The 24,862-nt window shown below is 70.6% G+C and carries 21 protein-coding genes; 12 read left to right on the top strand and 9 right to left on the bottom strand.

The window, feature by feature from the left end:
• The first annotated feature begins 8 nt into the window (after positions 1-8).
• The 4 genes from CF8_RS07115 to glgB are packed head-to-tail and all read left to right on the top strand — an operon-like array spanning position 9 to position 7,022.
• Complete coding sequence (locus tag CF8_RS07115) at positions 9-2,000, top strand: alpha-1,4-glucan--maltose-1-phosphate maltosyltransferase (RefSeq protein ID WP_036490465.1); 1,992 nt, start codon at positions 9-11, stop codon at positions 1,998-2,000.
• Positions 1,997-3,706 carry a maltose alpha-D-glucosyltransferase gene (treS, locus tag CF8_RS07110; RefSeq protein ID WP_010832451.1) on the top strand — a complete coding sequence of 570 codons (1,710 nt, stop codon included), beginning with the start codon at positions 1,997-1,999 and terminating at the stop codon, positions 3,704-3,706. Before CF8_RS07115 ends, treS begins: the two co-directional genes overlap by 4 nt.
• Positions 3,703-5,136, top strand: coding sequence for a maltokinase N-terminal cap-like domain-containing protein (locus CF8_RS07105; RefSeq protein ID WP_010832450.1), 1,434 nt, complete (start codon positions 3,703-3,705; stop codon positions 5,134-5,136). The genes treS and CF8_RS07105 overlap by 4 nt, the downstream gene beginning before the upstream one ends.
• Positions 5,133-7,022, top strand: a complete 1,890-nt coding sequence (gene glgB, locus CF8_RS07100; protein WP_010832449.1) for a 1,4-alpha-glucan branching protein GlgB — start codon at positions 5,133-5,135, stop codon at positions 7,020-7,022. The genes CF8_RS07105 and glgB overlap by 4 nt, the downstream gene beginning before the upstream one ends.
• 8 nt (positions 7,023-7,030) lie before the next feature.
• Here the strand turns inward: glgB and CF8_RS07095 are convergent, their stop codons facing one another.
• Positions 7,031-7,810 (bottom strand): hypothetical protein, encoded by a 780-nt coding sequence (locus CF8_RS07095; protein WP_010832448.1) that lies wholly within the window; start codon positions 7,808-7,810, stop codon positions 7,031-7,033.
• A gap of 185 nt (positions 7,811-7,995) precedes the next feature.
• Between CF8_RS07095 and CF8_RS07090 the strand changes: the two genes are divergently transcribed.
• The 3 genes from CF8_RS07090 (at position 7,996) to ppdK (ending at position 13,379) form a co-directional block, all read left to right on the top strand.
• Positions 7,996-9,831, top strand: a complete 1,836-nt coding sequence (locus CF8_RS07090; RefSeq protein WP_010832447.1) for a multicopper oxidase domain-containing protein — start codon at positions 7,996-7,998, stop codon at positions 9,829-9,831.
• 28 nt (positions 9,832-9,859) lie between these two features.
• Positions 9,860-10,651, top strand: coding sequence for an NUDIX domain-containing protein (locus CF8_RS07085; protein WP_010832446.1), 792 nt, complete (start codon positions 9,860-9,862; stop codon positions 10,649-10,651).
• Between the two features lie 61 nt (positions 10,652-10,712).
• Positions 10,713-13,379 carry a pyruvate, phosphate dikinase gene (gene ppdK, locus CF8_RS07080; RefSeq protein ID WP_010832445.1) on the top strand — a complete coding sequence of 889 codons (2,667 nt, stop codon included), beginning with the start codon at positions 10,713-10,715 and terminating at the stop codon, positions 13,377-13,379.
• Between the two features lie 37 nt (positions 13,380-13,416).
• Here the strand turns inward: ppdK and CF8_RS07075 are convergent, their stop codons facing one another.
• Positions 13,417-14,232: an aldo/keto reductase gene (locus CF8_RS07075; RefSeq protein ID WP_010832444.1), complete on the bottom strand. Its 816-nt coding sequence runs from the start codon at positions 14,230-14,232 to the stop codon at positions 13,417-13,419.
• Complete coding sequence (locus CF8_RS07070; RefSeq protein ID WP_010832443.1) at positions 14,220-15,122, bottom strand: EamA family transporter; 903 nt, start codon at positions 15,120-15,122, stop codon at positions 14,220-14,222. The genes CF8_RS07075 and CF8_RS07070 overlap by 13 nt, the downstream gene beginning before the upstream one ends.
• A 72-nt stretch (positions 15,123-15,194) precedes the next feature.
• On the opposite strand from CF8_RS07070, the gene CF8_RS07065 reads away from it, so the two are divergent.
• Positions 15,195-16,085, top strand: a complete 891-nt coding sequence (locus CF8_RS07065) for a LysR family transcriptional regulator (protein WP_010832442.1) — start codon at positions 15,195-15,197, stop codon at positions 16,083-16,085.
• Positions 16,086-16,138: 53 nt separating this feature from the next.
• Here the strand turns inward: CF8_RS07065 and CF8_RS23440 are convergent, their stop codons facing one another.
• Both CF8_RS23440 and CF8_RS23435 read right to left on the bottom strand, forming a co-directional pair.
• Complete coding sequence (locus CF8_RS23440; RefSeq protein ID WP_010832441.1) at positions 16,139-16,399, bottom strand: inositol monophosphatase family protein; 261 nt, start codon at positions 16,397-16,399, stop codon at positions 16,139-16,141.
• Positions 16,396-16,956 carry an inositol monophosphatase family protein gene (locus tag CF8_RS23435; RefSeq protein WP_198016960.1) on the bottom strand — a complete coding sequence of 187 codons (561 nt, stop codon included), beginning with the start codon at positions 16,954-16,956 and terminating at the stop codon, positions 16,396-16,398. The genes CF8_RS23440 and CF8_RS23435 overlap by 4 nt, the downstream gene beginning before the upstream one ends.
• 77 nt (positions 16,957-17,033) lie before the next feature.
• Here CF8_RS23435 and CF8_RS20795 point away from each other — a divergent pair, with 77 nt between their 5' ends.
• On the top strand, positions 17,034-17,552 hold the full coding sequence (locus CF8_RS20795) for a GNAT family N-acetyltransferase (protein WP_051204144.1): 519 nt from the start codon (positions 17,034-17,036) through the stop codon (positions 17,550-17,552).
• Here the strand turns inward: CF8_RS20795 and CF8_RS20790 are convergent.
• Positions 17,530-18,783 carry an HNH endonuclease signature motif containing protein gene (locus CF8_RS20790; RefSeq protein ID WP_051204143.1) on the bottom strand — a complete coding sequence of 418 codons (1,254 nt, stop codon included), beginning with the start codon at positions 18,781-18,783 and terminating at the stop codon, positions 17,530-17,532. The two genes, CF8_RS20795 and CF8_RS20790, sit on opposite strands and share 23 nt — an antisense overlap.
• 262 nt (positions 18,784-19,045) lie before the next feature.
• Between CF8_RS20790 and CF8_RS07045 the strand changes: the two genes are divergently transcribed.
• The gene (locus CF8_RS07045; RefSeq protein WP_010832437.1) at positions 19,046-19,414 is read left to right on the top strand and encodes a nitroreductase family deazaflavin-dependent oxidoreductase; all 369 of its coding nucleotides are present in this window, start codon (positions 19,046-19,048) and stop codon (positions 19,412-19,414) included.
• 71 nt (positions 19,415-19,485) lie between these two features.
• Entirely contained in the window at positions 19,486-20,166 is a 681-nt protein-coding gene (locus tag CF8_RS07040; protein WP_010832436.1) for a nitroreductase, read from the top strand.
• Positions 20,167-20,170: 4 nt separating this feature from the next.
• Here CF8_RS07040 and CF8_RS07035 read toward each other — a convergent pair whose 3' ends face one another.
• Entirely contained in the window at positions 20,171-21,112 is a 942-nt protein-coding gene (locus CF8_RS07035) for a co-chaperone YbbN (RefSeq protein WP_010832435.1), read from the bottom strand.
• Between the two features lie 75 nt (positions 21,113-21,187).
• Here CF8_RS07035 and CF8_RS07030 point away from each other — a divergent pair, with 75 nt between their 5' ends.
• The gene (locus CF8_RS07030; RefSeq protein WP_010832434.1) at positions 21,188-21,766 is read left to right on the top strand and encodes a GtrA family protein; all 579 of its coding nucleotides are present in this window, start codon (positions 21,188-21,190) and stop codon (positions 21,764-21,766) included.
• Positions 21,767-21,770: 4 nt separating this feature from the next.
• On the opposite strand, the gene CF8_RS22990 is transcribed toward CF8_RS07030, so the two are convergent.
• A complete protein-coding gene (locus CF8_RS22990; protein WP_010832433.1) occupies positions 21,771-22,319 on the bottom strand; it encodes an MmcQ/YjbR family DNA-binding protein in 549 nt (182 codons plus the stop codon).
• A 10-nt stretch (positions 22,320-22,329) separates the two neighbouring features.
• A complete protein-coding gene (locus CF8_RS07020) occupies positions 22,330-24,861 on the bottom strand; it encodes an MMPL family transporter (RefSeq protein ID WP_010832432.1) in 2,532 nt (843 codons plus the stop codon).
• Position 24,862 lies beyond the last annotated feature (1 nt).

The following is a 24,862-nucleotide window of genomic DNA, read 5'->3' as shown; positions in this document are numbered from 1 at the left end:
GTGGACGCATGGTTGGCCGTATCCCCGTCATGGACGTCTCCCCCGTCGTCGACCTTGGCCGTCACGCAGCCAAGGCGACCATCGGCGAGCCCCTGCCCATCCGTGCCTCCGTCTTCCGTGAGGGACATGACCAGCTGAGCGCCGAGGTCGTGCTCACCGACCCGGGCGGGACCAAGCGCCCACCGGTCCGGATGACGAAGCACGCCGAGGTGCCCGACCGCTACGAGGCGTGGGTCACCCCTGACGTCGAGGGCGCCTGGAGCTTCGAGATCCAGGCCTGGTCCGACCCGCTCGCGACCTGGGAGCACGACGCCGGGCTGAAGGTCCCGGCGGGCGTGGACGTCGAGCTGATGTTCACCGAGGCGCGCCTGCTGCTCAACCGCGTGATCGCCGGCGGTGGCCTGGATGACCGCGAGGTCGGCATCCTCAGCGGCGGCGCCCACGCGGCGGCCGACGACACGCGCCCGGTCGCGGCCCGGCTGGCGGCGCTGCAGAGCCCCGAGCTGGTCGACGTGCTCACCCGGCACCCGCTGCGCGAGCTGGTCACCCACGAGGGCCCCTATCCGTTCCAGGTCGACCGCAACCGCGCCCTGTTCAGCTCCTGGTACGAGTTCTTCCCGCGCTCCGAGGGTGCGACGCAGGACGAGAAGACGGGCCGGATCACGTCCGGCACCTTCCGGACCGCGGCCGAGCGCCTCGACGCCGTGGCGGCGATGGGCTTCGACGTGGTCTACCTGCCGCCCATCCACCCCATCGGCGAGGTCAACCGCAAGGGCCCCAACAACACCCTCACCCCGGGTCCCGACGACACCGGGTCGCCGTGGGCCATCGGCAGCAAGGACGGCGGGCACGACGCGATCCACCCCGAGCTCGGCACCTTCGAGGACTTCGACGCGTTCGTCGCCCGCGCCGCGGAGCTCGGGCTCGAGGTCGCGCTCGACCTCGCCCTGCAGGCGGCGCCCGACCACCCCTGGGTGACCAGCCACCCGCAGTTCTTCACCACTCGCGCCGACGGCACGATCGCCTACGCGGAGAACCCGCCGAAGAAGTACCAGGACATCTACCCGATGAACTTCGACAACGACCCGACCGGCATCTGCCGCGAGGTGTTGCGCGTCGTGCGGCTCTGGATGTCCCACGGCGTGCGGATCTTCCGCGTCGACAACCCGCACACCAAGCCACTGGCCTTCTGGGAGTGGCTGCTCAAGGAGGTCCGCCGCACCGACCCCGACGTGCTCTTCCTGTCCGAGGCGTTCACCCGCCCGGCGATGATGCACGGCCTGGGCGCCGTCGGCTATCACCAGAGCTACACCTACTTCACCTGGCGCACCACCAAGGCCGAGCTCGCGTCCTACCTCACCGAGGTGGCCACCGAGTCCGACCACCTGATGCGGCCCAACTTCTTCGTCAACACCCCCGACATCCTGCACGCCTATCTGCAGTACGGCGGTCCCGCGGCGTTCAAGATCCGCGCGGTGCTGGCCGCCTGCGGCTCGCCGAGCTGGGGCGTCTACGCCGGCTACGAGCTGTTCGAGCACGTCGCGGTGCGCCCGGGGTCCGAGGAGTACCTCGACTCGGAGAAGTACCAGATCCGGATCCGCGACTGGAAGCAGGCGGATGCCGACGGGCGGTCGCTGGCGCCGTACATCACCAGGCTCAACGCCCTGCGGCGTGCCCACCCGGCGCTGCAGCTGCTGCGCAACCTGACGGTCCACGGCAGCGACGACGACAGCGTGCTGGTCTTCTCCAAGATCTCGACGGGCTCGACCGCCGGGGAGCCCGATGACGTCGTGATCGTGGTGGTCAACCTCGACCCGCACGGCACCCGCGAGACGATGGTGCACCTCGACCTGGCCGCCCTCGGCCTGGAGGGGCAGGAGTCCTTCGCCGTGCACGACGAGCTCAGCGGCGAGGACTGGACCTGGAGCACCGACAACTACGTCCGGCTCGACCCCGGCACCGAACCCGCCCACATCCTGACCGTGAGGAACCCCCGTTGAGCAGTGACGCCACCCAGATCCTGAACACGGGCACCGACACGGAGTGGTTCCGCACCGCGGTCTTCTACGAGGTGCTCGTCCGCTCGTTCCGCGACTCCAACGGCGACGGGACCGGTGACTTCAAGGGCCTGATCGAGAAGCTCGACTACCTCCACTGGCTCGGCGTCGACTGCTTGTGGGTGCCGCCCTTCTTCACCTCGCCCCTGCGCGACGGCGGCTACGACGTGGCCGACTACACCGACATCCTTCCCGAGTGCGGCACGACCGAGGACTTCCACGAGTTCCTCGACGAGTGCCACAAGCGCGACATCCGGGTGATCATCGACTTCGTCATGAACCACACCTCGGACGCCCACCCGTGGTTCCAGGCCAGCCGCCAGGACCCGACCGGGCCCTACGGCGACTTCTACGTGTGGTCCGACACCGACGAGCTCTACCAGGACGCGCGGATCATCTTCGTCGACACCGAGCCGTCGAACTGGACGTGGGACCCGGTGCGCCAGCAGTACTACTGGCACCGGTTCTTCCACCACCAGCCCGACCTCAACTTCGACAACCCCAAGGTCCAGGAAGCGATCATGGAGGCGATGGCGTTCTGGCTCGACATGGGCCTGGACGGCTTCCGCCTCGACGCCGTGCCCTACCTCTTCGAGCGCCCCGGCACCAACGGCGAGAACCTCCCCGAGACCCACGAGTTCCTCAAGCGCTGCCGCCAGTTCGTCGACGCCAACTACCCCGGTCGGGTGCTGCTCTGCGAGGCCAACCAGTGGCCCGCCGACGTGGTTGCCTACTTCGGCGACGAAGACGGCCCCGAGTGCCACATGGCGTTCCACTTCCCCGTCATGCCGCGTATCTTCATGGCTGTGCGACGCGAGTCGCGGTTCCCGATCTCCGAGATCCTCGAACAGACGCCGGCGATCCCCGACGGCTGCCAGTGGGGCATCTTCCTGCGCAACCACGACGAGCTGACGCTCGAGATGGTGACCGACGAGGACCGCGACTACATGTGGGGCGAATACGCCCAGGACCCCCGGATGAAGGCCAACATCGGCATCCGGCGCCGGCTCGCCCCGCTCCTCGACAACGACACCAACCGGATGGAGCTGTTCACCGCGCTGCTCCTGTCGCTGCCCGGCTCGCCGGTGCTCTACTACGGCGACGAGATCGGGATGGGCGACAACATCTGGCTGGGTGATCGCGACGGTGTCCGCACCCCGATGCAGTGGACCCCCGACCGCAACGCGGGCTTCTCCTCGGCCACGCCCGGCAGGCTCCACCTGCCCGCGATCCAGGACCCGGTCTACGGCTACCAGTCGGTCAACGTCGAGGCACAGCTGGAGAACTCCTCCTCGCTGCTGCACTGGACCCGCCGACTCGTGCACGCCCGGCGGCGGCACCCCGCCTTCGGGCTCGGCACGTTCACCGACCTCGGCGGCTCCAACCCGACGGTGCTCTCCTACATCCGCGAGCACGTCGACGCGGACGGGTCGCACGACGTCATCTTGTGCATCAACAACCTGTCCCGCTTCCCGCAGCCGGTCGAGCTCGACCTGCGCCCGTGGGAGGGCATGGTCCCGATCGAGCTGCTGGGCGGCGTCCCGTTCCCCGCGATCGGCGAGCTGCCGTATCTCCTCACGCTCGGCGGGTACGGCTTCTACTGGATGCGGTTGATCGACGGACAGCCCAGCGAGGAAGGCCACGCATGACGCTTGCCCCGGCACTGAAGGACTACATCGAGCACGCCCGCTGGTTCGGCGGCAAGGGCCGCGACTGGGAGGTCGGCGAGGTCCGCAGGGTCGGCACGCTGCCGGGCTCGACGCCGGACCTCACCGTCGTCATCGAGCTGGTGGAGATCTCGTACGCCGATGCGCCGGCCGGCGCCGACCCCGAGTTCTACCAGGTCCCGCTCGCGCTCTACCCGCACCGCGAGGAGCGCCTCGACCACGCGCAGATCGGCACCCTCACCGAGGGTGGGCGCGAGCTCGTCGCCTACGACGCGGTGCACGACCGGCAGGCGATGGCCCTGTGGCTGCAGGCCTTCGCGGCCGCTGCCGACGGCAAGGTCACCGCCGACCTGCTCGCGTTCCACCGCGTCGCCGGCCACGAGCTCGACACCGACGCCCACTCGACGCTCTTCACCGGCGAGCAGTCCAACTCCTCGGTCGCCTTCGGCGAGGACTCGCTGATGAAGGTCTTCCGCAAGGTCACGCCCGGCGTCAATCCCGACGTGTCGATCCACGAGGTGCTCACCCGCGCCGGCTCCGACCACGTGGCCGCCCTCTTCGGCTGGCTCGACGTCGTCGACGAGACGACGGACTCGACCATCCAGCTCGCGATGCTCCAGCAGTTCCTCCGCACCGCCACCGACGGCTGGGAGCTGGCGCTGGCCAGCGTGCGCAACCTGTTCGCCGAGGCCGACCTGCACGCCGACGAGGTCGGAGGCGACTTCGCCGGCGAGGCCGCGCGCCTGGGTCGCGCCCTGGCCGAGACGCACGAGACGCTGGCCGCACACTTCCCGGTGTCCGTGCGCTCGGCCGACGAGATGGCCGCCCTGGCCGGGGCGATGCGCGAGCGGTTGAGCGCCGCGATCGACGTGGTGCCTGCGCTCGCGGACCATGCGCCGGCCCTGCAGGCGACGTACGACGCAGTGGCGGGCCTGGCCGACGTGCCCGTGCAGCAGATCCACGGCGACCTGCACCTCGGCCAGACGCTGCGCACCGTCAAGGGCTGGAAGATCGTCGACTTCGAGGGCGAGCCGGCCAAGCCCCTGTCCGAGCGGCTCCTGCCCGACTCGCCGTGGCGTGACGTCGCGGGGATGCTGCGCTCCTTCGACTACGCGCCGCGTGCGGTGACGATGACCAGCTACGCGCTCGACGCCGACGTGGACGAGGAGGGCCAGCAGGCCTACCGCGCCGCCGAGTGGTCCGAGCGCAACTCCCACGCCTTCCTCGCGGCCTACGCCGAGCGCGAGCTCACCGCCGCGGAGCAGACCCTGCTCGACGCCCACGTCGCCGACAAGGCCGTCTACGAGGCCGTCTACGAAGCCCGCAACCGGCCCGGCTGGCTGGCCATCCCGCTCGATGCACTCGACCGCCTGGCCCGCGAGGCGGCCCAGGACAGGACGGAGTCACGATGAACACCGGAGCCCCCGGCGAGCTCGACATCCACCTCATCCACGAGGGTCGTCACGAAGAGCTGTGGAAGGTGCTCGGCGCCCAGGTCGAGGGCAGCGGGGTGTCCTTCCGGGTCTGGGCCCCCAACGCCCTCGAGGTCCAGGTGGCCGGCGACTGGGCCGGCTGGGACGGCGCCCGGCACCCCATGGTCCGCGTCGGCGACTCCGGCATCTGGAGCGCACACGTCGATGGCATCGGGGTCGGCGCCCACTACAAGTTCCGCATCCGCACGGCCGACGGGAGCTGGGTCGACCACGCCGACCCGATGGCCCGCTACGCCGAGAAGCCGCCACGGTCCGCCTCGGTGGTCTGGGCCTCCGACCACACCTGGCACGACGAGGAGTGGCTGGCGGCCCGTGCTGCCACCGTCGCGGTCGATGCGCCGATGTCGATCTACGAGATGCACCTCGCCTCCTGGCGCAAGCACCCCAGCCGGCACGAGCAGGGGGCCGAGCTCTACGACTGGCACCAGATCGCCGACGCACTCGTGCCCTACCTCGCCGACCTCGGCTTCACCCACGTCGAGCTGATGCCGGTCATGCAGCACCCCTTCGGCGGCTCGTGGGGCTACCACGTGACCTCCTACTTCGCGCCGGACGCGCGCTTCGGCGACCCCGACGGGCTCAAGGTGCTCATCGACCGCCTGCACCAGGCCGGCATCGGCGTCATCCTCGACTGGGTCCCGGGCCACTTCGCGACCGACGACTGGGCGCTCGCCAACTTCGACGGCACCCCGCTCTACGAGGACCCCAACCCCCAGCGCGGCTGGCACAAGGAGTGGGGCTCGCACATCTTCAACTTCGGACGCAACGAGGTCCGCAACTTCCTCTACGCCAACGCGCTCTACTGGCTCGAGGAGTTCCACGCCGACGGCCTCCGCGTCGACGGCGTCGCCTCGATGCTCTACCTCGACTACGCCCGCGAGCCCGGCGAGTGGACCCCCAACGTCCACGGCGGCCGGGAGAACCTCGAGGCCGTGCAGTTCCTCCAGGAGCTGAACGCCACCGTCTACAAGCGGGTGCCCGGGGTCGTCACCATCGCCGAGGAGTCGACGTCGTGGCCGGCCGTCACCGGACCGACCTCCGACGACGGGCTGGGCTTCGGCTTCAAGTGGAACATGGGCTGGATGCACGACTCGCTGGGCTACGTCGCGCACGACCCGCTGTGGCGCAGCCACCACCACGGCCAGATGACGTTCTCGCTGGTCTATGCCTTCACCGAGAACTACGTGCTGCCGATCAGCCACGACGAGGTCGTGCACGGCAAGGGGTCGCTGCTGCGCAAGATGCCCGGCGACCGGTGGCAGCAGCTCGCCAACCTCCGCGCCTACCTCGCCTACATGTGGGCCCATCCCGGCAAGCAGCTGCTCTTCATGGGCTGCGAGTTCGGCCAGGAGTCGGAGTGGGCCGAGTCCCGCGAGCTCGACTGGTGGCTGCTGGAGCACCCCGAGCACGCAGGCGTGCACTCGATGGTGCGCGACCTCAACCGCGCCTACACCGCGTCCGGCGCGCTGTGGGGCCGGGACAACTCACCCGAGGGCTTCCAGTGGCTCGACGCCAACGACGCCGACCGCAACCTCTTGTCGTTCGTCCGCCGCTCCCCCGGCGAGCCGGACGTCGTGTGCCTGGCCAACTTCTCGGCCGTCCCGCACGAGGGCTACCGGCTCCCCCTGCCGGCGGCCGGGAGCTGGGCGGAGATCTTGAACACCGACGCGGCGGCGTACACCGGATCGGGTGTCGGCAACCTCGGCGGCATCACCGCGCTCGCGGGTGCGACGAACGGGCAGCCGGCCTACGCCGACATCGTGGTGCCACCCCTCGCGACGGTGTGGTTCCGTCACGAGGGGTGACCCTCACGTCAGTGCAGGTGGATCATCTTCAGCATCCCCATCAACGCGTGCGGCATGCCGCCCATGTTGGGGTCGGGGAAGAAGCACATGATCACGTACTGGCCGGGCGGCAGGTCGTAGTTCACCGTCATCGAGCGACCTGAGCTGATCGACGCGGTCTCCATGCCGGCCTTGAGGAACGGCGGCGGGCCCTCCTCGGTCTGCAGGAACTTCAGCACCTCATCGGTCGTGGTGCCCTCCTCGACCTGCTGCAGGATCACGAAGTGCGGGACGGTCCGGTCGGCGTTCTTGAACCAGAACGCGCCCTTCGCCGGCATCATCGACGAGCCACCCCACGTCGGGCCGGACCTGGCGACGATCTTGCCGTCAACGTCGGGCTTCGGGGCCTTCCGCACGGCTCCGGCGCGGAAGTGGGCCAGGTCGCGGGACGCGAAGGAGAAGACGGTGTACTCGCCGGCGCCGGGCAGGACGACGGTCCCGCTGCCACCCGACTCGAAGCCGCCGAGGAACTCGACGTTGGCGATGGCTCGCTTGAGGGCCTTGATGTCGCCCTTGCCGGCGGCCGCGAGGTCCTTCATGAACTCCCGGTCCTCGTAACCCCGGTCGAACCTGACGATCTCGGCGGCTCCTGCCCCCTTGACGTTGACCTTGACGCGGCCGGCGTCCAGACCACGGGCCCCGCGGACCGTGATCGCCTGCTTGGCGACCTTGATGGTGATGGACTGGATTGCGGCCTCGGCCGTCCTGGCCGTTGCCGTGGTGGACACCAGGACCGGTGCCGTCACCATGACTGCTGCGCAGGCCACAGCGATTCCTGCGCGTGCTGAGCTGAGAACCCGCATGAGCGACTCCTGAGATGTGAGAGTGGAGCCCATCACTGTTCTACCGGCGCAGGGGCCCGTCATCCCCACGTTGGCGTATAGCCGGGCCGTTCGTGCCCCGTGCGCCCCGCTCGGCGTGCGATAACTGGCCGGTGATCCCGAACCACCGGCTTCGACGCGTCCCCTGGCTGCTGGGCCTGCTGTGGCTCGCGCTCGCCCTCGCCCTCACGGCCGCGCCGGGATCGTCCCCGGGCGCCGGTGCCACCGCATCGTCCGGGTCCGCCACGATCGTCGTGAACCGCGGCGCGGTGTCGTTCTCCCCCGCCACGGTTACCCTCGGCGGGGGCGGCTCGCTCACGCTGGTCAACCTCGACACCTTCGACCACACCGTCACCTCGGTCGCCACCGACACCGCCGGTGCTCCCCTGTTCGACGTGCGCGTCGCGGCCGGGACCAGCGCCACCGTCACCGGCGTCGAGGCGCTGGCCGAGGGCGCCTACGACTTCTTCTGCAAGCTGCACCCGCAGATGCGCGGACAGGTGCGGGTCGAGGGCGGTGGCGGGACGGTGACGCCGCAGCTGCCGTCCTTCGACCAGCCACTCGCCGTACCCCGGGAGGTGCGGGGTGCGCGGATCACCGTGCCGATCCGCGAGGCGCGCGTGCGGATGCTGGCGTCCGGACCGACGACCCGGATGTGGACGTACGGCGGGAGCTACCCCGGCCCCACCATCGTCCGCCCGGCAGGTCGCGAGACGCGGGTGCGGTTCGTGCACCGGTTGCCCCGCAAGGCGGGCGCGATGACGGTGCACCTGCACGGCGACCACCACGCGCCCGAGCACGACGGACAGCCGACGACCCACCTGGTGCGCCCCGGGAAGTCACGCACCTACGACTACCCCCTGACCTACGGCGGGCTGCCGGAGCCGAGCTCATTCTTCTTCTACCACGACCACCGCATGGACCGGACGGCTCGCAACAACTGGCGCGGACTGCAGGGCATGTTCGTGGTCGAGGACCCGAGCGAGTCGAGGCTTCGGTTGCCGGCGGGCAGCCGCGACGTGCCGCTGATGATCTCCGACCGGTCCTTCCGCAGCGACAACGCGCTCACCAACCCGTTCGCGCAGGGGCCGCGGATGGTCGGGCACCACGGGGCGATGGCCTGGGTCGGGCCGCACGCGCCGCCCAACGACGCCACGGTGGGCACGCACGTGCTCGTGAACGGTCGGCACGCGCCGTACCTCCCGGTGAGCGCGACGCGCTACCGGCTGCGACTGCTCAACGCGTCCCACTTCTCGGCCTACTCGATCGGGCTCTCCGACGGCCGGCCGCTGCTCCAGATCGGCACCGGCAACGGCCTGCTCTCGCGGCCGGTGGTGCGCGACCGGGTGCTGCTCGGCCCCGCCCAGCGCGCGGACGTGATCGTCGACTTCCACGGGGCCAGCGGCCGCGACCTCGTGCTCGACTCGGTGCCCGCCACCGCCGGCCAGTCCGGTGACGACGCGCGCGCGGCGGCGCTCATGCAGTTCCGGGTGGGCGCCGAGGCGGCCGACCCGTCGCGGCTGCCCGCACGCCTGCCCGCACCCGACCTGGTGCGCGTGCCCAAGAAGGTGTCGAAGACCTGGACGTTCGGGCTCGACGGCACCAAGGAGCACGGGACCTTCTGGTCGGTCAACGAGCACGCCTACGACCCGGAGCGGGTCGACCACCGGGCCCGCCTCGGCACCGTCGAGCGGTGGCGCCTGCGCAACACCAGCGACCTGACCCACTACGTGCACATCCACGCCGAGCAGTGGCGCACCGTCCTGCGCGACGGGAAGGCCCCACCGCCGTGGGAGCAGGGCCTCGAGGACACCTGGCGCCTGGAGCCCGGCGAGGTCGTGGAGGTGGCGGCCCGGTTCGAGGACTACACCGGACCGTTCATGATCCACTGCCACATGCTCGACCACGAGGACCACGGCATGATGGCGCGCTTCGACGTCGTGCGCTAGCCCTCCCAGCCCTCGCTAGGGTGGCGCTGTGGCCGAGGAGAACAGCGTTGATCGACAAGACCGGGTGATGCAGCCGATCGACGTGACCACGGTGGCCGAGGGCATCGCGCGCCTCGCCTGGGGCCACGAGCACTCGGTCGAGGACGTACGCCGCGAGGTCAGCGCCGCACTCGTCGAGCACGCCCGCGTCGAGGTCTGGGTCGACCCCGACGACAAGACCGGTCAGCGGGTGGCGACCTGGTCCGGGATGCACCGCGAAGGCGTGATGCGCGGAGTGACCCTCGGCGACGAGGCCGTGGACCGCATCGTCTACGCACGGCTCAGCACCGACGCGCCCCTCGACGAGCCCGGTGGCTTCCGCGCGCTGCTCAACTCGTTCCTGCCGCGCAAGCGGGCGATCAGCCAGATGCTGATCCGCGACGAGCTCGGGCGCGTGCTGGTGTGCCAGCTCACCTACAAGACCGACTGGGACCTGCCCGGTGGCGTGGTCGAGGTGGGCGAGTCACCCCGCCTCGCGGTCAGCCGCGAGGTGGAGGAGGAGCTCGGCCTCACCATCCCTGCCGGCGACCTGCTGCTCACCGACTGGCTGCCACCGTGGGGAGGGTGGGACGACGCGATCTGCCTGGTCTTCGACGGCGGGGTCCACGCCGCAGCGATCGTCGAGACGATCGTCAAGCAGGAGCGCGAGATCCGCGACGCACAGTTCTGCACGCCGGCGCAGGTGCGCGAACGTGCGACGGACTTCACGGCACGGCGGATCGAGGCGGCGGTCCTGGGCGGGGTCGGCGGCTCGTCGACGTACACCGAGTCCGGCAGCTGACGACCCGGTCGCGACCGGACCCCCTGTCCGAAGCGGCTCGCCTGGGGGCAAGATGCAACGTATGAGCAACTGGGTCTACGACTTCGCCGAGGGAGACAAGAGCAAGAAGGACCTGCTGGGGGGCAAGGGCGCCAATCTTGCGGAGATGAGCAACCTGGGGCTGCCGGTGCCGCCCGGGTTCACCATCACCACCGAGGCCTGCCGGGCCTACCTCCAGCACGGGACCGAGCCGGACGGCCTGGCCGCCGAGGTGGACGACCACCTCGCCAAGCTCGAGAAGGACATGGGCCGCACCCTCGGCGACGCCGACGACCCGTTGCTCGTGAGCGTCCGCTCCGGCGCGGCGTTCTCGATGCCCGGGATGATGGAGACAGTGCTCAACATCGGCCTCAACGACGAGTCCGTCGTCGGGCTCGCGCGCCAGAGCGAGGACGAGCGCTTCGCCATGGACTCCTACCGTCGGCTGCTGCAGATGTTCGGCGGCACTGTGCTGGGCATCCACGGCGAGCACTTCTCCGACGCGCTCGACGGCGCCAAGGACGCCAAGGGCGTCACCGACGACCTCGACCTCGACGTCGACGACCTCAAGGCCCTGGTCGAGACCTTCAAGGCGTTGATCCGCGAGCACGCCGAGATCGAGTTCCCGCAGGACCCGCGCCGGCAGATGGACCTCGCGGTCAAGGCCGTCTTCGACTCGTGGAACACCGACCGGGCCGTCCTCTACCGCCGCCAGGAGCGCATCCCCGAGGACCTCGGCACGGCCGTCAACATCCAGGCGATGGTCTTCGGCAACCGCGGCATGACCAGCGGCTCCGGTGTCGCCTTCACCCGCGATCCCGCCTCCGGCGACCAGGGCGTGTACGGCGACTACCTCCAGAACGCCCAGGGCGAGGACGTGGTCGCGGGCATCCGCAACACGGTGTCCCTGGCCGACATGGCGAAGGTCGACCAGGCATCGCACGACCAGCTGCTCGACATCATGTCCACGCTCGAGCAGCACTACCGCGACATGTGCGACATCGAGTTCACCGTCGAGCAGGGCAAGCTGTGGATGCTGCAGACCCGGGTCGGCAAGCGCACTCCCGAAGCCGCGTTCCGCATCGCCGTACACATGGCCGACGAGGGCCTGATCGACATGGACGAGGCCCTGCGGCGGGTCACCGGCGACCAGCTGGCCAACACGATGTTCCCGCGCTTCGACGCCAAGGCGGACAAGACGCTGCTGGCCGTCGGCATGAACGCCTCTCCCGGTGCGGCCGTCGGCAAGGCGGTCTTCGACTGGGCGACGGCGGTGGAGTGGGCCGAGCAGGGCGAGGACGTCATCCTCGTGCGCAAGGAGACCACCCCCGAGGACCTGCACGGGATGATGGTCGCCAAGGGCGTGCTGACCAGCCGCGGCGGCAAGACCTCGCACGCGGCCGTGGTCGCCCGCGGCATGGGCCGCACCTGCGTCTGCGGCGCCGAGGCGCTCGACGTGGACACCCGCGCGGGCGAGTTCACCGTCCGCGGTGGCAAGACGATCGTCGAGGGCGACGTCATCTCGATCGACGGGTCGACCGGCGAGGTCTTCGACGGGGCCGTCGCGGTCGCCGACTCCTTCGTGGTGCGCCACTTCGAGGGCGAGGAGGTCGACGAACCCCTCGTCGAGGCCGTCGCCCGGCTGATGGCGCACGCCGACTCCAAGCGACGGCTCGCGGTGCGCACCAACGCCGACACCGCAGACGACGCGGCCCGCGCCCGCCGCTTCGGAGCGCAGGGCATCGGACTGTGCCGCACCGAGCACATGTTCCTCGGCGAACGTCGCCAGCTCGTCGAGAACCTCATCGTGGCCGAGGGCGACGAGGGGCAGAAGGCAGCGCTCGACGAGCTGTTGCCGCTGCAGCGTCAGGACTTCCTGGAGATCTTCGAGGCGATGGACGGGTTGCCCGTCACGATCCGCCTGATCGACCCGCCCCTGCACGAGTTCCTGCCCGACCTCACCGATCTCTCGGTCGCGATGGCGGTCGCCGACATCCACGGCCACCGCAAGAAGCGGCAGCGCAAGCTCCTGGCTGCGGTCCAGCGGCTGCACGAGTCCAACCCGATGCTGGGCCTGCGCGGTGTGCGTCTCGGCATCGCCATCCCGGGGCTGTTCACGATGCAGGCGCGCGCGATCCTGGAAGCCGCGGCCGAGCGGATCCGCGACGGTGGTCAGGCCGAGCCCGAGATCATGATCCCGCTGGTGGCCAGCGTGCGCGAGCTCGACCTGGTCAAGGGCCGGATCGAGCACATCGCCCGCGACGTCGAGACCGAGCTCGGGGTCACCATCCCGCACAAGATCGGCACGATGATCGAGCTGCCGCGCGCCGCCATGACGGCCGGCGAGATCGCCGGGTCGGCGGAGTTCTTCTCCTTCGGCACCAACGACCTGACGCAGATGACGTGGGGCTTCTCCCGCGACGACGTCGAGGCCTCGTTCTTCAGCACCTACCTCGAGCAGGGCGTCTTCCCGGTCTCCCCGTTCGAGTCGCTGGACGTCGAGGGCGTCGGTGCACTGGTCCGCAAGGCCGCGACCGACGGCCGCGAGGCGAACCCCGACCTGCACCTCGGCGTCTGCGGCGAGCACGGCGGCGACCCCGCCTCGATCCACTTCTTCCACGAGGTCGGGCTCGACTACGTCTCCTGCTCGCCGTTCCGCGTCCCTGTCGCGAGGCTGGAGGCGGGTCGCGCGGCGCTGCCCGCTGGTTGAGCAGGCGCGCCAGCGCCGTGTCGAAACCGAGGCCCCTCTAGCCCAGCGCGGCCAGCGCTTCGTCATCGAGGGTGAGGTCCCGGGCCGCCAGGTTCTGCGCGAGGTGCTCCAAGGAGGCGGTGCCCGGGATCGGCAGCATCACTGACGAGCGCTGGAGCAGCCACGCCAGCGCGACCTGCGACGGGGTCGCACCGAGCCGGTCCGCGATCGGCTGCACGGTCGCAGCCACCGCGTCCGACACCTCGAGCGGTCGCCACGGCAGGAAGGCGATGCCCTCACGCTCGCAGTGCTCGAGCACGTCGTCATCGGAGCGGTCGGAGATGGAGAACTTGTTCTGCACCGACGCGATGGGCACGATGCTGCGGAACTCCTCGAGCTGCGCGACGCTCACCTGGGAGAGCCCGACGGCGGCCACGACACCGTCGTCGAGCAGGTCCTTCAACGCCCCGGCCTGGTCTGCGAGCGGCACCGTCGGGTCGACGCGGTGCAGCTGGAAGAGCGGGATCACGTCGAGCTTGAGCCTCAGCCGTGACACGTGGGCCTGCTGGATCAGGTAGTCCGGTCGTCCGAGCGGCACCCACCGCGTGCCCGGCCTGGCCTGGCCGGCCTTCGTCGCGATCAGCACGTCGTCGCCGTACGGGCTCAACGCCTCGGCGACGAGCTCCTCGTTGAGGCCCAGCGCATAGGCGTCGGCGGTGTCGACGAGCTGGCAGCCGCCCTCGACGGCAGCGCGCGCGACCGCGATGGCGGTGTCGCGGTCGGGCGCGTCACCGAACGGGGCTGCCCCCGTCAGGCGCATGGCGCCGAAGCCGAGCTGGGCGACCGTGCGGTCGCCGATCTTCACGTCAGGCACAGGTCTTCCTCCACGAGATCATCTTGTTCTTGTACGGCGCTGCGTGGCCGCAGTGCCACCAGGACACCGACCAGCAGGAGCACTCCCCCGCCGACCTCGGCAGCGTTGGGACGCTGGTCGAGGAGCGCCCACGCGGAGGCCATGGCCACCACAGGAGCAAGCAGCACCCACGGTACGACGGCGCTCGAGGGCCAGCGCGCCAGCAGGGTGTTGAAGATGCCGTAGCCCACCAGCGAGGCCAGTCCTGCCGTGTAGAGCGTGGACAGCGCTGCCTGCCAGCTGAAGCCGGCCAGCGCCGTCGCGACCGCGGTCGGGCCGTCGATGACCAACGACAGGGCGAGCAGCGGGACCGGCACGACCAGTGCCGACCACACGGTGAGCGAGAGACCGCCGGGCACCTTGGTCGCGCGCGCCACGACGTTGCCGATTCCCCACGACAGCGCCCCGAGCAGGCACAGGCTGAGGGCGGCGAGGGTGACGTGGCCGCCGCGTCCGAGGCCGACGACGACCAGTCCCACCACCCCGAGCGCCACCCCGGCGGACTGCGCGATGGTCGGCACCTCCCGCAACACGCCGGCCGCGATCACGATCGTGAACACGACCTGCGCCTGCAGCACGAGGGCGGCGAGTCCCGGCGGCATGCCGGCCGCCATCGCGACGTACAGGAAGCCGAACTGGCCGAGCGACATGAACACCCCGATCGCCAGGATGCTGCGCCACGGGGCGGCCGGGCGCGGGATGAAGAAGATGGCGGGCAGCACGACGGCGACGAACCGGAGGGCGACGAAGAGCAGCGGTGGGACATCGGCCATGCCCCAGTCGATGACGACGAAGTTGAAGCCCCAGATGGTCGCGACGAGGGCAGCGAGGAGCGAGTCACGGGTATTCACCGCTCAAGTGTCCCGGGGACGATCATGAAGCACCAGCAATGTGTCGCACATCGAAAGCAGTAGCATCACTACATGATCGATCTCGCCGCCCTGACCAGCCTGCGCGCCGTCGACACCCACGGTTCGGTGGTCGGCGCGGCGGAGGCGCTGGGCTACACGCCGAGCGCCATCTCCCAGCAGGTCAAGCGCCTGGAGAAGCAGGCCGGCGTGGCACTGCTCGAGCGCGTGGGCCGCGGCGTGATGCTCACCGAGCACGGTCGGCGGCTCGTCACCGACGGATCACGCCTGCTCACCGACCTGGAGCAGCTCGAGTCCGGGCTGCACCGCGACGCCGGCCGGGTCGCCGGGCGGCTGCGGATCGCTGCGTTCTCCACTGCCATGCGCGGCCTCGTGGCGCCGGTCGTCCGTGCCCTCCTGGACGAGCACCCCGACCTCGCGCTGACCCTGACCGAGCGCGAGCCCTGGGACACCATCGACCTCGTCGCCTCCGGCCAGCAGGACCTCGGCATCGTGCACAGCTGGGGCGACGTGCCGCTGCACGTCCCCGAGCACCTCGTCGGTGTCACGATCGCTCGCGATGTCGCCGACGTCATCGTGCCGCGGGGTCACCGGCTCGCCGGCCGCACCCGGGTCTCGCCGCGCGACCTCGTCGACGAGCCCTGGGTGGCGACACCCGAGGGCAGCATCTGCCGGCAGTGGCTGATGCGGATGTACGACGGCACCGGGCGTGCGCCCCGGATCGCGCACGTCGCCATGGAGTTCGACTCCCACCTCGCTCTCGTCGGCGCGGGGTTGGGCATCGCGCTGATCCCGCGGCTCGGTCGCGCCCCGCTGGGCGACGACGTCGTCGCCGTCGCGGCCCACCGGCCGGCGCCCACCCGCGAGATCACCGTCCTGCACCGTGCGTCGATGGTCGACTCCCCCGCAGTGACGGCCGTCGTGCAGGCACTGTCCGCTCGCTGAGCCCAGCGTCGCCTTGCTGCCCGGGCAGCGGTGGTTCACCTTCTTCCGGTGAATCACCCCTGGTCGTCCAGCGCCGCCAGGTGTGGGCCGATGACCGCGACGAGCTGGTCGTGGACATCGCGATCAGCAGCAACGATGAGCCCGCGACGTGTGTTCAGCGCATCGCCCGCCAAGTCGGAGACCACGCACCCGGCTGCGCGGCACACCCCGATCCCCGCCGCGAAGTGCACGTTGTCCACGAACGTGCCGTCACTGATGTACGCCGCCCGGCGACCCGCGGCCACCCAGGCGACTGCCAGCGTCGTGGACGTCACCCGGGGACCGAACGACGCCCGGAAGGCTGCGTCTGCGAGCAGCTGCGGGCCCAGGAAGGGTCGATCCAGCGGGCCGTCGCAGTTGACGTCGACGAGTGTGATCGCGACGACGGGAGGAGTGGCTCGTCGGCTCCGTCGCGGCGTACGAACGCTCCCTGCTTGTCTGCCCAGAACGTCTCGCCGGTGATCGGATCAGCGGACACGCTGACCACCGCGTCCGCCCCGTCGACCAGGGCGACATTGACGGCGACCAGCGGGGTCTGCGCGGCGAAGTTCAACGTCCCGCAGAGTGGGTCCACGAGCCAGCGGCGAGAGCCCGAGCCGCCACCCACGCCCCTCACCTCACCGCTCTCCTCGCCGACCCGAACGTCCTCGGGGCGAGCAGCCGCGATCGCCTCGAAGATCGCGCGTTCGGCGTCGAGGTCCGCGTCGGTCGCGAAGTCGAGCCCCGACTTGGCGTGCCTGGTCAGGCCGGTCCCGTAGGCAGCTCGCACCACCCGCGCGCCAGCTTCGGCGGCCACGAGAGCAATCTCGACATCGGTCAGCTGATTCGTCACCCATTCATCCTCGCCGACTGGCGCGGCCCGCTCGATGTCGGTGGCGCGCTACCGCGCGGCGCGCGAGGATGAGGCGCATGACGACCACCGACTGGGCCCCGTCGCCCGATCGACGTCCGGCCATGCGGATCGCACCCCTGAACATGGCCCACGCCCAGGACATCTGCACGTGGCAGTACTCGTCGCCGTACCACTGCTATGACATGACTGGCGCGACGCCCGCGGGACTGCTCGACCCTGTGGCCGGGTTCAACGCGGTCCTCATGGCGGACGAACTCATCGGGTTTCGCTCGTTCGGCGCCGACGGACAGGTCCCCGGATGGGCCTACGACGACGACGCGCTGGACACCGGCGGGGGCCTGCGGCCGTCGCTCATCGGGCAGGGATTCGGACAGGCCGCGATCCAGACCGGCCTGGCGTTCGGAACCGAGAAGTTCCACCCACAGGCATTTCGGGTCACCGTCGCGTCCTTCAATGCACGCGCTCTTCGAACTGTCGCATCCCTCGGTTTCCGGCCGGTCGGCGAGTTCGAGTCCTCCAACAATCGGACGCAGTACGTCGTCCTCAGTCGGCCTACGTCCGCCGGTGGAAGCTGACGTTGCCGTTGGGCAGGTGGGTGGTCCCGTAACGCTCGTCGTGGATCACGCGGTGGTGTCGGTGGCACAGCAGCCGGCCGGTGGTCGTGTCGGTGGGGCCACCCTGGGACCAGGGTTGGTCGTGGTGCACGTGACACGCGGCGGGCGGCAGGTCGCAGCCCTCGGCGGTGCAGCCGCCGTCGCGCTGGGCGATCGCGACGCGTTGCGCCCTGGTGTGGAACCGGCGGGTGCGGCCGAGATCGAGGACCTCGGAGGTCCCGCCGAGGACGGCGGGGATGATCCCGGCCTCGCACGCGAGCCGTCGGGCCTGGCCGGCGCTGAGCCGGCCACCGGTGTCGAGCGACGCCGCCGCGAGTCCGCCCATCAGCGTCCCGAGACCCATCGTGACCACGACAGTGGCGGACACGCCGCCGCTGGTGGGGAGGCGGTCGGCGGCGTATCGCTCGATCCACTCGATGAACGCCCACCCGAGGCGTTCGTGGAGCGGCCGCTCGTCGCGGGGCGCCTGTCCGGTGATCGCCATGAGCTGTTTGCGGAGCATCTCCGCGGCGCCGGCGGTGGGCAGGGTGAACTTCCCGGTGGTGGTGCCGTCGGGGTTCTCGCGCAGCGTGAGGGAGACCTTGCGCGCGGCGGCGGCTTCCTCGTCGGCCAGCGCCTTGGCCTCGGCGGCCTCGCCGACCTCGGGGGCGACGGTGTCGAGGATCCGGCGCCCGAGGACCTTGAGCGCCTTGGCGTCGTGGTCCTTGGCGAGCACCAGGAGGTGCTCGACGGCCCGCGGCTTCACGTGCTGGTGCGCCGACGGGATGGCATCGACGGCCTTGACGATCACCCACGCCTGGTCGACATGCACCCCACCACCCGCCAGCGCGGCCTGCACCGGGGCATGCAGCTCCTCGGACAGTCGTCGCCCCAGGTGGGTCAACCGGTTGACCTCGGGACGCGTGAGCAGCGAACGCCCCGCCCACCACTGCCCGGTGTGCCGGGCCCCGATCACGTCACCCAGTCGGCGGTGATCAGCCTCCCCGACCGCAGCGGTGACGGCACCGGTCGAGCGGTCGACGAGCCGGGTCGCGACGTCGAGCAACCGTGTGAGGTCGGCATCGGACAGGGTCGTGACGGGGAGCCCGGACAAGTCGTCGTACGCCGCGTCCAACCGCTCCAGCACGGCGGTCAGCACCGGCGATGGCGGGACCGGGGCACCCGGCGCACGCCATTGCTCGTCGGTCGTCATCGCGCACCCCCTCCATCGGCTGGAACCAACCCGCAGTCGTGTGACTGGGGTCCGGGGCGCCTTTTCCGGGTGGTGGGTTCGACCAGCAGTTCCACGATGGGATGAGCCGCAGCTTGCTCACCCGCTGATCTGGTCCGCTGTGGACCATGTGCTGAAGCAATCGTACGCCCGTTCGAACACCGAGGGAAGGCCCAACCGGAGCGATTTGCCGCCGTTCGCTCCGGGCGAACGCAATCATGGCGCTCGAAACTAGGGTGGTCCCATGAAGGCCCCTCGAGCACTGGCACGGTTCAACAAGCGCGTGACCAACCCGATCCAGTCGACGTACGCACCGCACCTCGCGCCATGGGCGGTCATCACGCACGTCGGCCGCAAGTCCGGGCAGACCTACCGCACCCCGGTCGTGGGCTTCCGGTCCGGCTCGACCTTCGCGGTGGTGCTGTTCTACGGCCCCGAGTCGGACTGGGTGCGCAACGTGCGCTCGGCAGGTTCCGCGACGATCACGCGACGCGGTCGGGACCTGACGTGGAGCAACCTCCGGGTGGTCCCGGCGGACACCGCCGGCCTGCCGAGGGCCGCGCGCACACTCGGCGGAGCAGCCCGCCCGGTGCTCGTCGGCGACCTCTCCTGACAGTCAGCTCGATGCCTGGCCGGTGAGACCCGGCCCCCAGTCTCGAAACAAGACCGCCCCAAGGAGCATCCATGTCTGACCCCCAGGACCCGTACGCGACGCTGGCGCGCCTGCTCGACGAGCGGTGGACCTGCCGCCAGTTCCTCGCTGACGAGGTGCCGCGGGAGACCATCGAGCGCCTGCTGGCCCTGGGGCAGCGGACACCGTCGTGGTGCAACACCCAGCCGTGGCAGGTGATCGTGACCAGCGGCGAGGGCACGCACCGCTTCCGCAAGGGGCTGCTCGAGCACGTGGCCAGCCAGCCCCCTGCACCGGACTTCGACTTCCCCGCTGCCTACACCGGCGAGCACCGCGCCCGTCGGCGCGAGTGCGGATTCCAGCTGTACGACAGCGTCGGCATCGTCAAGGGCGACGCCGACGCGAGCCTCCGCCAGGGACTGCGCAACTTCGAGCTCTTCGACGCCCCGCACGTCGCCATCATCACCACGGAGGACGACCTCGGGGTGTACGGCGCGGTCGACTGCGGCCTCTACGTCAACACGTTCCTGCTCGGCGCCCAGAGCCTCGGGCTCGCCGCCGCGCCCCAGGCCGCACTCGCGTCGTACTCACCGTTCCTGCGCGAGCACTTCGACATCCCCGACAATCGTCGCGTGGTCGTGGGCATCTCGTTCGGCTACGCCGACCGCGACCACCCGGTCAACGGTTTCCGGACCTCGCGCGCCGCGCTCGCCGACACCGTCACCTGGCACTAGGCGGTCAGAACAGCGCTGACGCGAGGTCCCGCCGCCCGGCCAGCACCCGCTCGTCGTCGTTGCCGACGGCCGCGAAGAGCGCCAGGAGGTGGTCTCGTGCCTTGGCGCGGTCGGCGTCCGCCGTACGCGCGACCAGGTTGATGAGGCGGGTGAAGGCGTCCTCGACATGGCCGCCGAGGAGGTCGAGGTCGGCCACCAGCGTCTGCGCCTCGACGTCGTCGGGAGCGGCAGGGGCAGCTGCGCGCGCGGCGTTGAGGTCTGCGCCCTGGGTCCGCTGCAGGACCTTCGCCATCGCCAGTCCCGCGACGGCCTCCGAGTCGGCCGGGTTGGCGTCGACGAGCTTCTGGTACTCCGCGACTGCGCGATCGATGTCGCCCTCCCCCAGCGCGTCCTGCGCTGCGGCATACCTCGGGTCGACCTCGGGCTCCTCGCCCTCGACCGGCTCGACGCCGCGCGGCTGGTGACGCCCGGTGATGCCCTGGGTCGTGAGCTGCTGCCCGACCTGGGTCAGCGCGGTGCGCAGCTCCTCGATCGGCACGATGTCCTGGAACAACGGCATCGGTCGCCCGTCGACCACCGCCACCACGAGCGGGATCGACTGGATCTGCATCGCCTGCGCGATCTGCGGCACGGCGTCGATGTCGACGAGGCCCACGAGGTAGCGCCCCTCGAACTCGCCCGAGACCGCGACCATGTCGTCGGCCAGGTTGCCGCTCTCGGGCATCTGCGTGCGCGAGAAGAACACCAGCAGGACCGGCGCGGCCATCGAGGACTCGATGACCTGCTGGAAGTTGGCCTCCGTGACGTCGACGGAGTACGCCGAGTGGCCGGCACCGGAGGCAGGCGCACCCGACGCCGGGGCGGGCGAGCCCGCGGGCGGTTGGGCGGGGCGCTTGAGCGCCGAGAGGTCAATCGCACCGGGACGGGAGAACGGCTGCTGCGTCATGGCCCCCATTGTTCCGTGTCAGCCCCAGCCGGGGCGAATGCGCCCCCGACGTCGAGGCGCCGGTAGCCTCGCCGCGTGCCTGCCACCGACCTCCTCGCCCGCCACCGGCACAACGTCGTGCTGCTCGGTCGATTCGGCGTCGTCGGCGCCTCCGGCGTCCTGGTCAACCTCGTCACCCTGATCCTGGTCAAGAAGCTGGGCCCCGGCTTCGACGAGGCGGTCTTCGCGCTGCCGCTCGGCGAGTTCAACCTCCGCTGGTACCACGTCTACTCGACGGTCGCCTTCTTCGTCGCGAACCTCTGGAACTTCCAGCTCAACCGCAGCTGGACCTTCCGCAGCGCCGGCCACTCCCCCTGGATCAGGGAGTACCTCCCCTTCCTCGCAGTCGGTCTCGCCGGGCAGGCCATCGGCCTGGCCCTGCTCACGGCCCTCCTGCACCCGCACTCGCCGCTCAGCCTGCCGACGGACGTCTTCGACGACTCGACGGGCTTCCGGACCCGCCTCTACTGGGCCCAGCTGATCGTGATCGCGGTGGTGACCCCACTGTCGTTCGTGCTCAACAAGCTCTGGACGTTCGCGGCCGTCCGCAGCCACCACAAGGAGCTCGCCGATCCCATCCGCGTCGAGCGGCTGACCGAGGACGACCAGGCGTGAGGCACTAGCGCGTCCAGCGCAGGACCTGTCCGTCCCTCACCTCGACCGACGTCGGCGGCCTCGGGGTCGGCACCTGACGCAGGTGGGACAGCACGTCGAGCCGTCCGCGCAGCACCACCGACCGGTCCTGCCAGTGCACGTCGGGGTGCAGCAGCGGTGACAGCCAGGCCCAGTCGGACTCGTCGATGAAGGACCAGGCCGCCATCGCCGGCGCCGGGAGCTCCGGCAGGTCGTGCAGCATCTTCGGCGTGCACATGCGCCAGGCGTCGAGCACCAGCTCCCGCATCTCGTCGAGACCCAGCGGTCCCAGCCGGGCACAGACCCACTGGAACCGCAGGTCGGAGGTCGGCGGCAGGAAGAACGTCTCCGGAGCCGACGCGACCAGCCCGTCGCGCGCAGCCTTCGGGTAGCCGAAGCCCATCGCCTCCTCGTCGGCCGAGAAGGCGACGTACACGATCTGGCCGACCCGGAACTTCCAGCGCCCGCGCACCTCGACCTCGTAGCTGCGCGGCAGCGGGTCGAGGATGCGCCGGACGTCGTCCGAGGTGACCATGGGAGGCAGGCTAGACGAGCACGTCCTCCCGCGACGCCGAGCGACGCGGCGGACGCTGCTTGTCGACCAGGGCCGAGCCCTCGACGTCGAGGTGCGGCAGCAGGCGGTCGAGCCACACCGGCATCCACCAGATCTTGTCGCCCAGCAGCGACATCACCGCAGGCGTGAGCGTCATCCGGATCAGGAACGCGTCGAGCAGCACGCCGACCGCGAGACCCAGCCCGATGGGACGGGCCATCGTCATGTGCGAGAAGACGAAGCCGGAGAACACCGCGACCATGATCAGCGCGGCCGCCGCGACGACACGGGCACCGGACGCGAACCCGTTGCGCACGGCCTGACCCGCGGTCTGGCCGTGCACGTAGGACTCGCGCATGCCGGAGACCAGGAACATCTGGTAGTCCATCGCCAACCCGAACAGGATGCCGATCAGCAGCGTCGGCATGAAGCTGAAGACCGCGCCGGGGTTGTGCACGTCGAAGACGCCACCCAGCCAGCCCCACTGGTAGACCGCGACGATGACACCGAAGCTCGCCACCACCGACAGCAGGAAGCCAGCGGTCGCCAGGATCGGCACCAGCACGGACCGGAAGACGATCGTGAGCAGCACCAGCGAGAGCCCGATCACGAGCGCGATGTAGAGCGGAAGTGCTCCGGCGAGCCGCTCGGAGACCTCGATGTTGGCGACCGCCTGGCCGGTCACGCCGAGGTCGACGCCCTCGCCTGCCAACGACTCCGTCACCGGTCCGCGCAGCGCGTCGACCAGCGCGACGGTCCGCTCGGCCGACGGTCCTTCTTCGGAGACGACCTGGAAGGCGACCGTGCGCCGGTCCTCGCTGACGCCGATCGGCAGCACGTCGCGCACACCCTCGACGGCCGCGATCTCCTCGCCGATGCGTGCCTCGGTGCCGACGAGCTCACCGGCAGCGATCGGCGTCTCGAGCGTCGCCGAGACCAGGATCGGGCCGTTGGCGCCCGTGCCGAACGCGTCCGCGACCCGCTCGTAGGCCTGGAAGGCCGTCGAGTCGCGGCTCTCCGAGCCGCCGTCGGGCAGGCCGAGCCGCAGCGACAGGGCAGGTACGGCGAGCGCGCCCATGACGATCACCACGGCCACGATCGCTGCGGGTGCACGGCGGGTCACGACACCCACCCACTTCTCGGGCCAGCCGTCACGGTGCGGCGCCGTGGACGCCACGGCCTTGCGGGGTACGGCGCGGCGCCCCGCCAAGGACAGCAGCGCCGGCGTCAGGGTCAGCGCGACCAGGACCGTCACGGTCACGGTCGCCGCGGCGAGCAGGCCCATCTGGATCAGCGTCGGGATGCCGGACACCAGGAGGGCCGCCAGGGCGATGATGACCGTCGCTCCGGCGACGACCACCGCCGTACCAGCCGTGCCGGTCGCGAGCGCGATGCTGTGCCGGATCTCCTCGCGCGTGGTGACGGCTCCGCCGCGGACGACGTCGGCCAGCTGTCGGCGGTGCCGGTTGACGATGAAGAGCGCGTAGTCGATGCCGACCGCGAGACCGAGCATGGCTCCGAGCACGGGCGCCATCTGCTGGATGTCGAGCCAGTGCGTGAGCGCCATCGCGCCCATCAGGCTGGCGCCGACGCCGGCGAAGGCGATCGCCAGCGGCAGGCCGGCCATCACGAACGATCCCAGCATCACCAGCAGCACGACGGCCGCCACAGCGACGCCGATGATCTCGCCGATGCCGCCGACCTGGGTGACGAAGACGAGCTCCTGGCCGTAGTCGACCTCCACCCCCGCGTCCTCGAGCTGCTCTCCCGCCTGCGGGACGAGCGCGAGGTCGTCGGGCGAGATCTGCTGCATGCTCTCGTCGAAGCGGACCTGCACCAGCGCCGTGGTGCCGTCCTCGCTGACCATCCGGACTCCGTCGCCCAAGCCCCGCAGGGTGGCGCCGTCGGTGTACTTGTCCTGTCCCCGCTCGAGCCGGGTGCGAGCCCGGTCGAGCTTGCGCTCACCGTCGGCGAGCATGGCGTCGAGCTCGGCCTGGCCGGAGATGCGGTAGGGCAGGGTCGCGTTGTCGGGGTCGGTGCGCTGCAGGCGCGCGATGTCGCGCTCGCCCTCGCCGACCAGCCACCTGAGCCGGGAGAGCTTGCGGGCGCCCTTCTCGTACTTCTTGCGGCCGTCGATCAGCTTCTGCTCGCCCTCGGCCAGGTCGGCCGAGCTCTGGTCGAGCTGGCGCTGCGTCTCGAAGGGGTCGACCGTCCCGGTCACGTGCGGCAGCGTGCGCCACTGCGCCATGGTCTCGTCGATCACCCTGCGCTGGGCCGGGGTGAACCCGTCCTCGCTGTGCAGCACGACCGTGCCGGTGCCGCCGGCGACCTCCGGGATCTGCTCGCCGAGCTCGTCGAGCACCGCCGCGAACTCGCTGTCGGGCAGCTCGAACTCGTTGGTCAGCGGCCGCTGGAACGACACCATCGCGGCGGTGACCGCGGCGAGGACCAGCAGCCACGCGATGACGATCGCGATCGGGCGCCGGGCAGCGCCGAGGCCGAGTCGGTAGAGGAGGGAGGCCATG

It is taken from the genome of Nocardioides sp. CF8 (assembly GCF_000389985.1).
Classification (GTDB): domain Bacteria; phylum Actinomycetota; class Actinomycetes; order Propionibacteriales; family Nocardioidaceae; genus Nocardioides; species Nocardioides allogilvus.
The sequence above is the reverse complement of the archived record's forward strand: the minus strand, read 5'-3'. Positions and strand labels throughout refer to the sequence as shown.

Bases quoted from the DNA above. Each gene is read 5' to 3' on its own strand.
- CF8_RS20790 (WP_051204143.1), bottom strand. From the start codon at position 18,783: ATGACGACCGACGAGCAATGGCGTGCGCCGGGTGCCCCGGTCCCGCCA.
- glgB (WP_010832449.1), top strand. From the start codon at position 5,133: ATGAACACCGGAGCCCCCGGCGAGCTCGACATCCACCTCATCCACGAG.
- CF8_RS07035 (WP_010832435.1), bottom strand. From the start codon at position 21,112: ATGACGCAGCAGCCGTTCTCCCGTCCCGGTGCGATTGACCTCTCGGCG.
- CF8_RS07065 (WP_010832442.1), top strand. From the start codon at position 15,195: ATGATCGATCTCGCCGCCCTGACCAGCCTGCGCGCCGTCGACACCCAC.
- CF8_RS07115 (WP_036490465.1), top strand. From the start codon at position 9: ATGGTTGGCCGTATCCCCGTCATGGACGTCTCCCCCGTCGTCGACCTT.
- CF8_RS07045 (WP_010832437.1), top strand. From the start codon at position 19,046: ATGAAGGCCCCTCGAGCACTGGCACGGTTCAACAAGCGCGTGACCAAC.
- CF8_RS22990 (WP_010832433.1), bottom strand. From the start codon at position 22,319: ATGGTCACCTCGGACGACGTCCGGCGCATCCTCGACCCGCTGCCGCGC.
- ppdK (WP_010832445.1), top strand. From the start codon at position 10,713: ATGAGCAACTGGGTCTACGACTTCGCCGAGGGAGACAAGAGCAAGAAG.
- CF8_RS07105 (WP_010832450.1), top strand. From the start codon at position 3,703: ATGACGCTTGCCCCGGCACTGAAGGACTACATCGAGCACGCCCGCTGG.
- CF8_RS20795 (WP_051204144.1), top strand. From the start codon at position 17,034: ATGACGACCACCGACTGGGCCCCGTCGCCCGATCGACGTCCGGCCATG.
- CF8_RS07040 (WP_010832436.1), top strand. From the start codon at position 19,486: ATGTCTGACCCCCAGGACCCGTACGCGACGCTGGCGCGCCTGCTCGAC.
- CF8_RS07095 (WP_010832448.1), bottom strand. From the start codon at position 7,810: ATGGTGACGGCACCGGTCCTGGTGTCCACCACGGCAACGGCCAGGACG.
- CF8_RS07020 (WP_010832432.1), bottom strand. From the start codon at position 24,861: ATGGCCTCCCTCCTCTACCGACTCGGCCTCGGCGCTGCCCGGCGCCCG.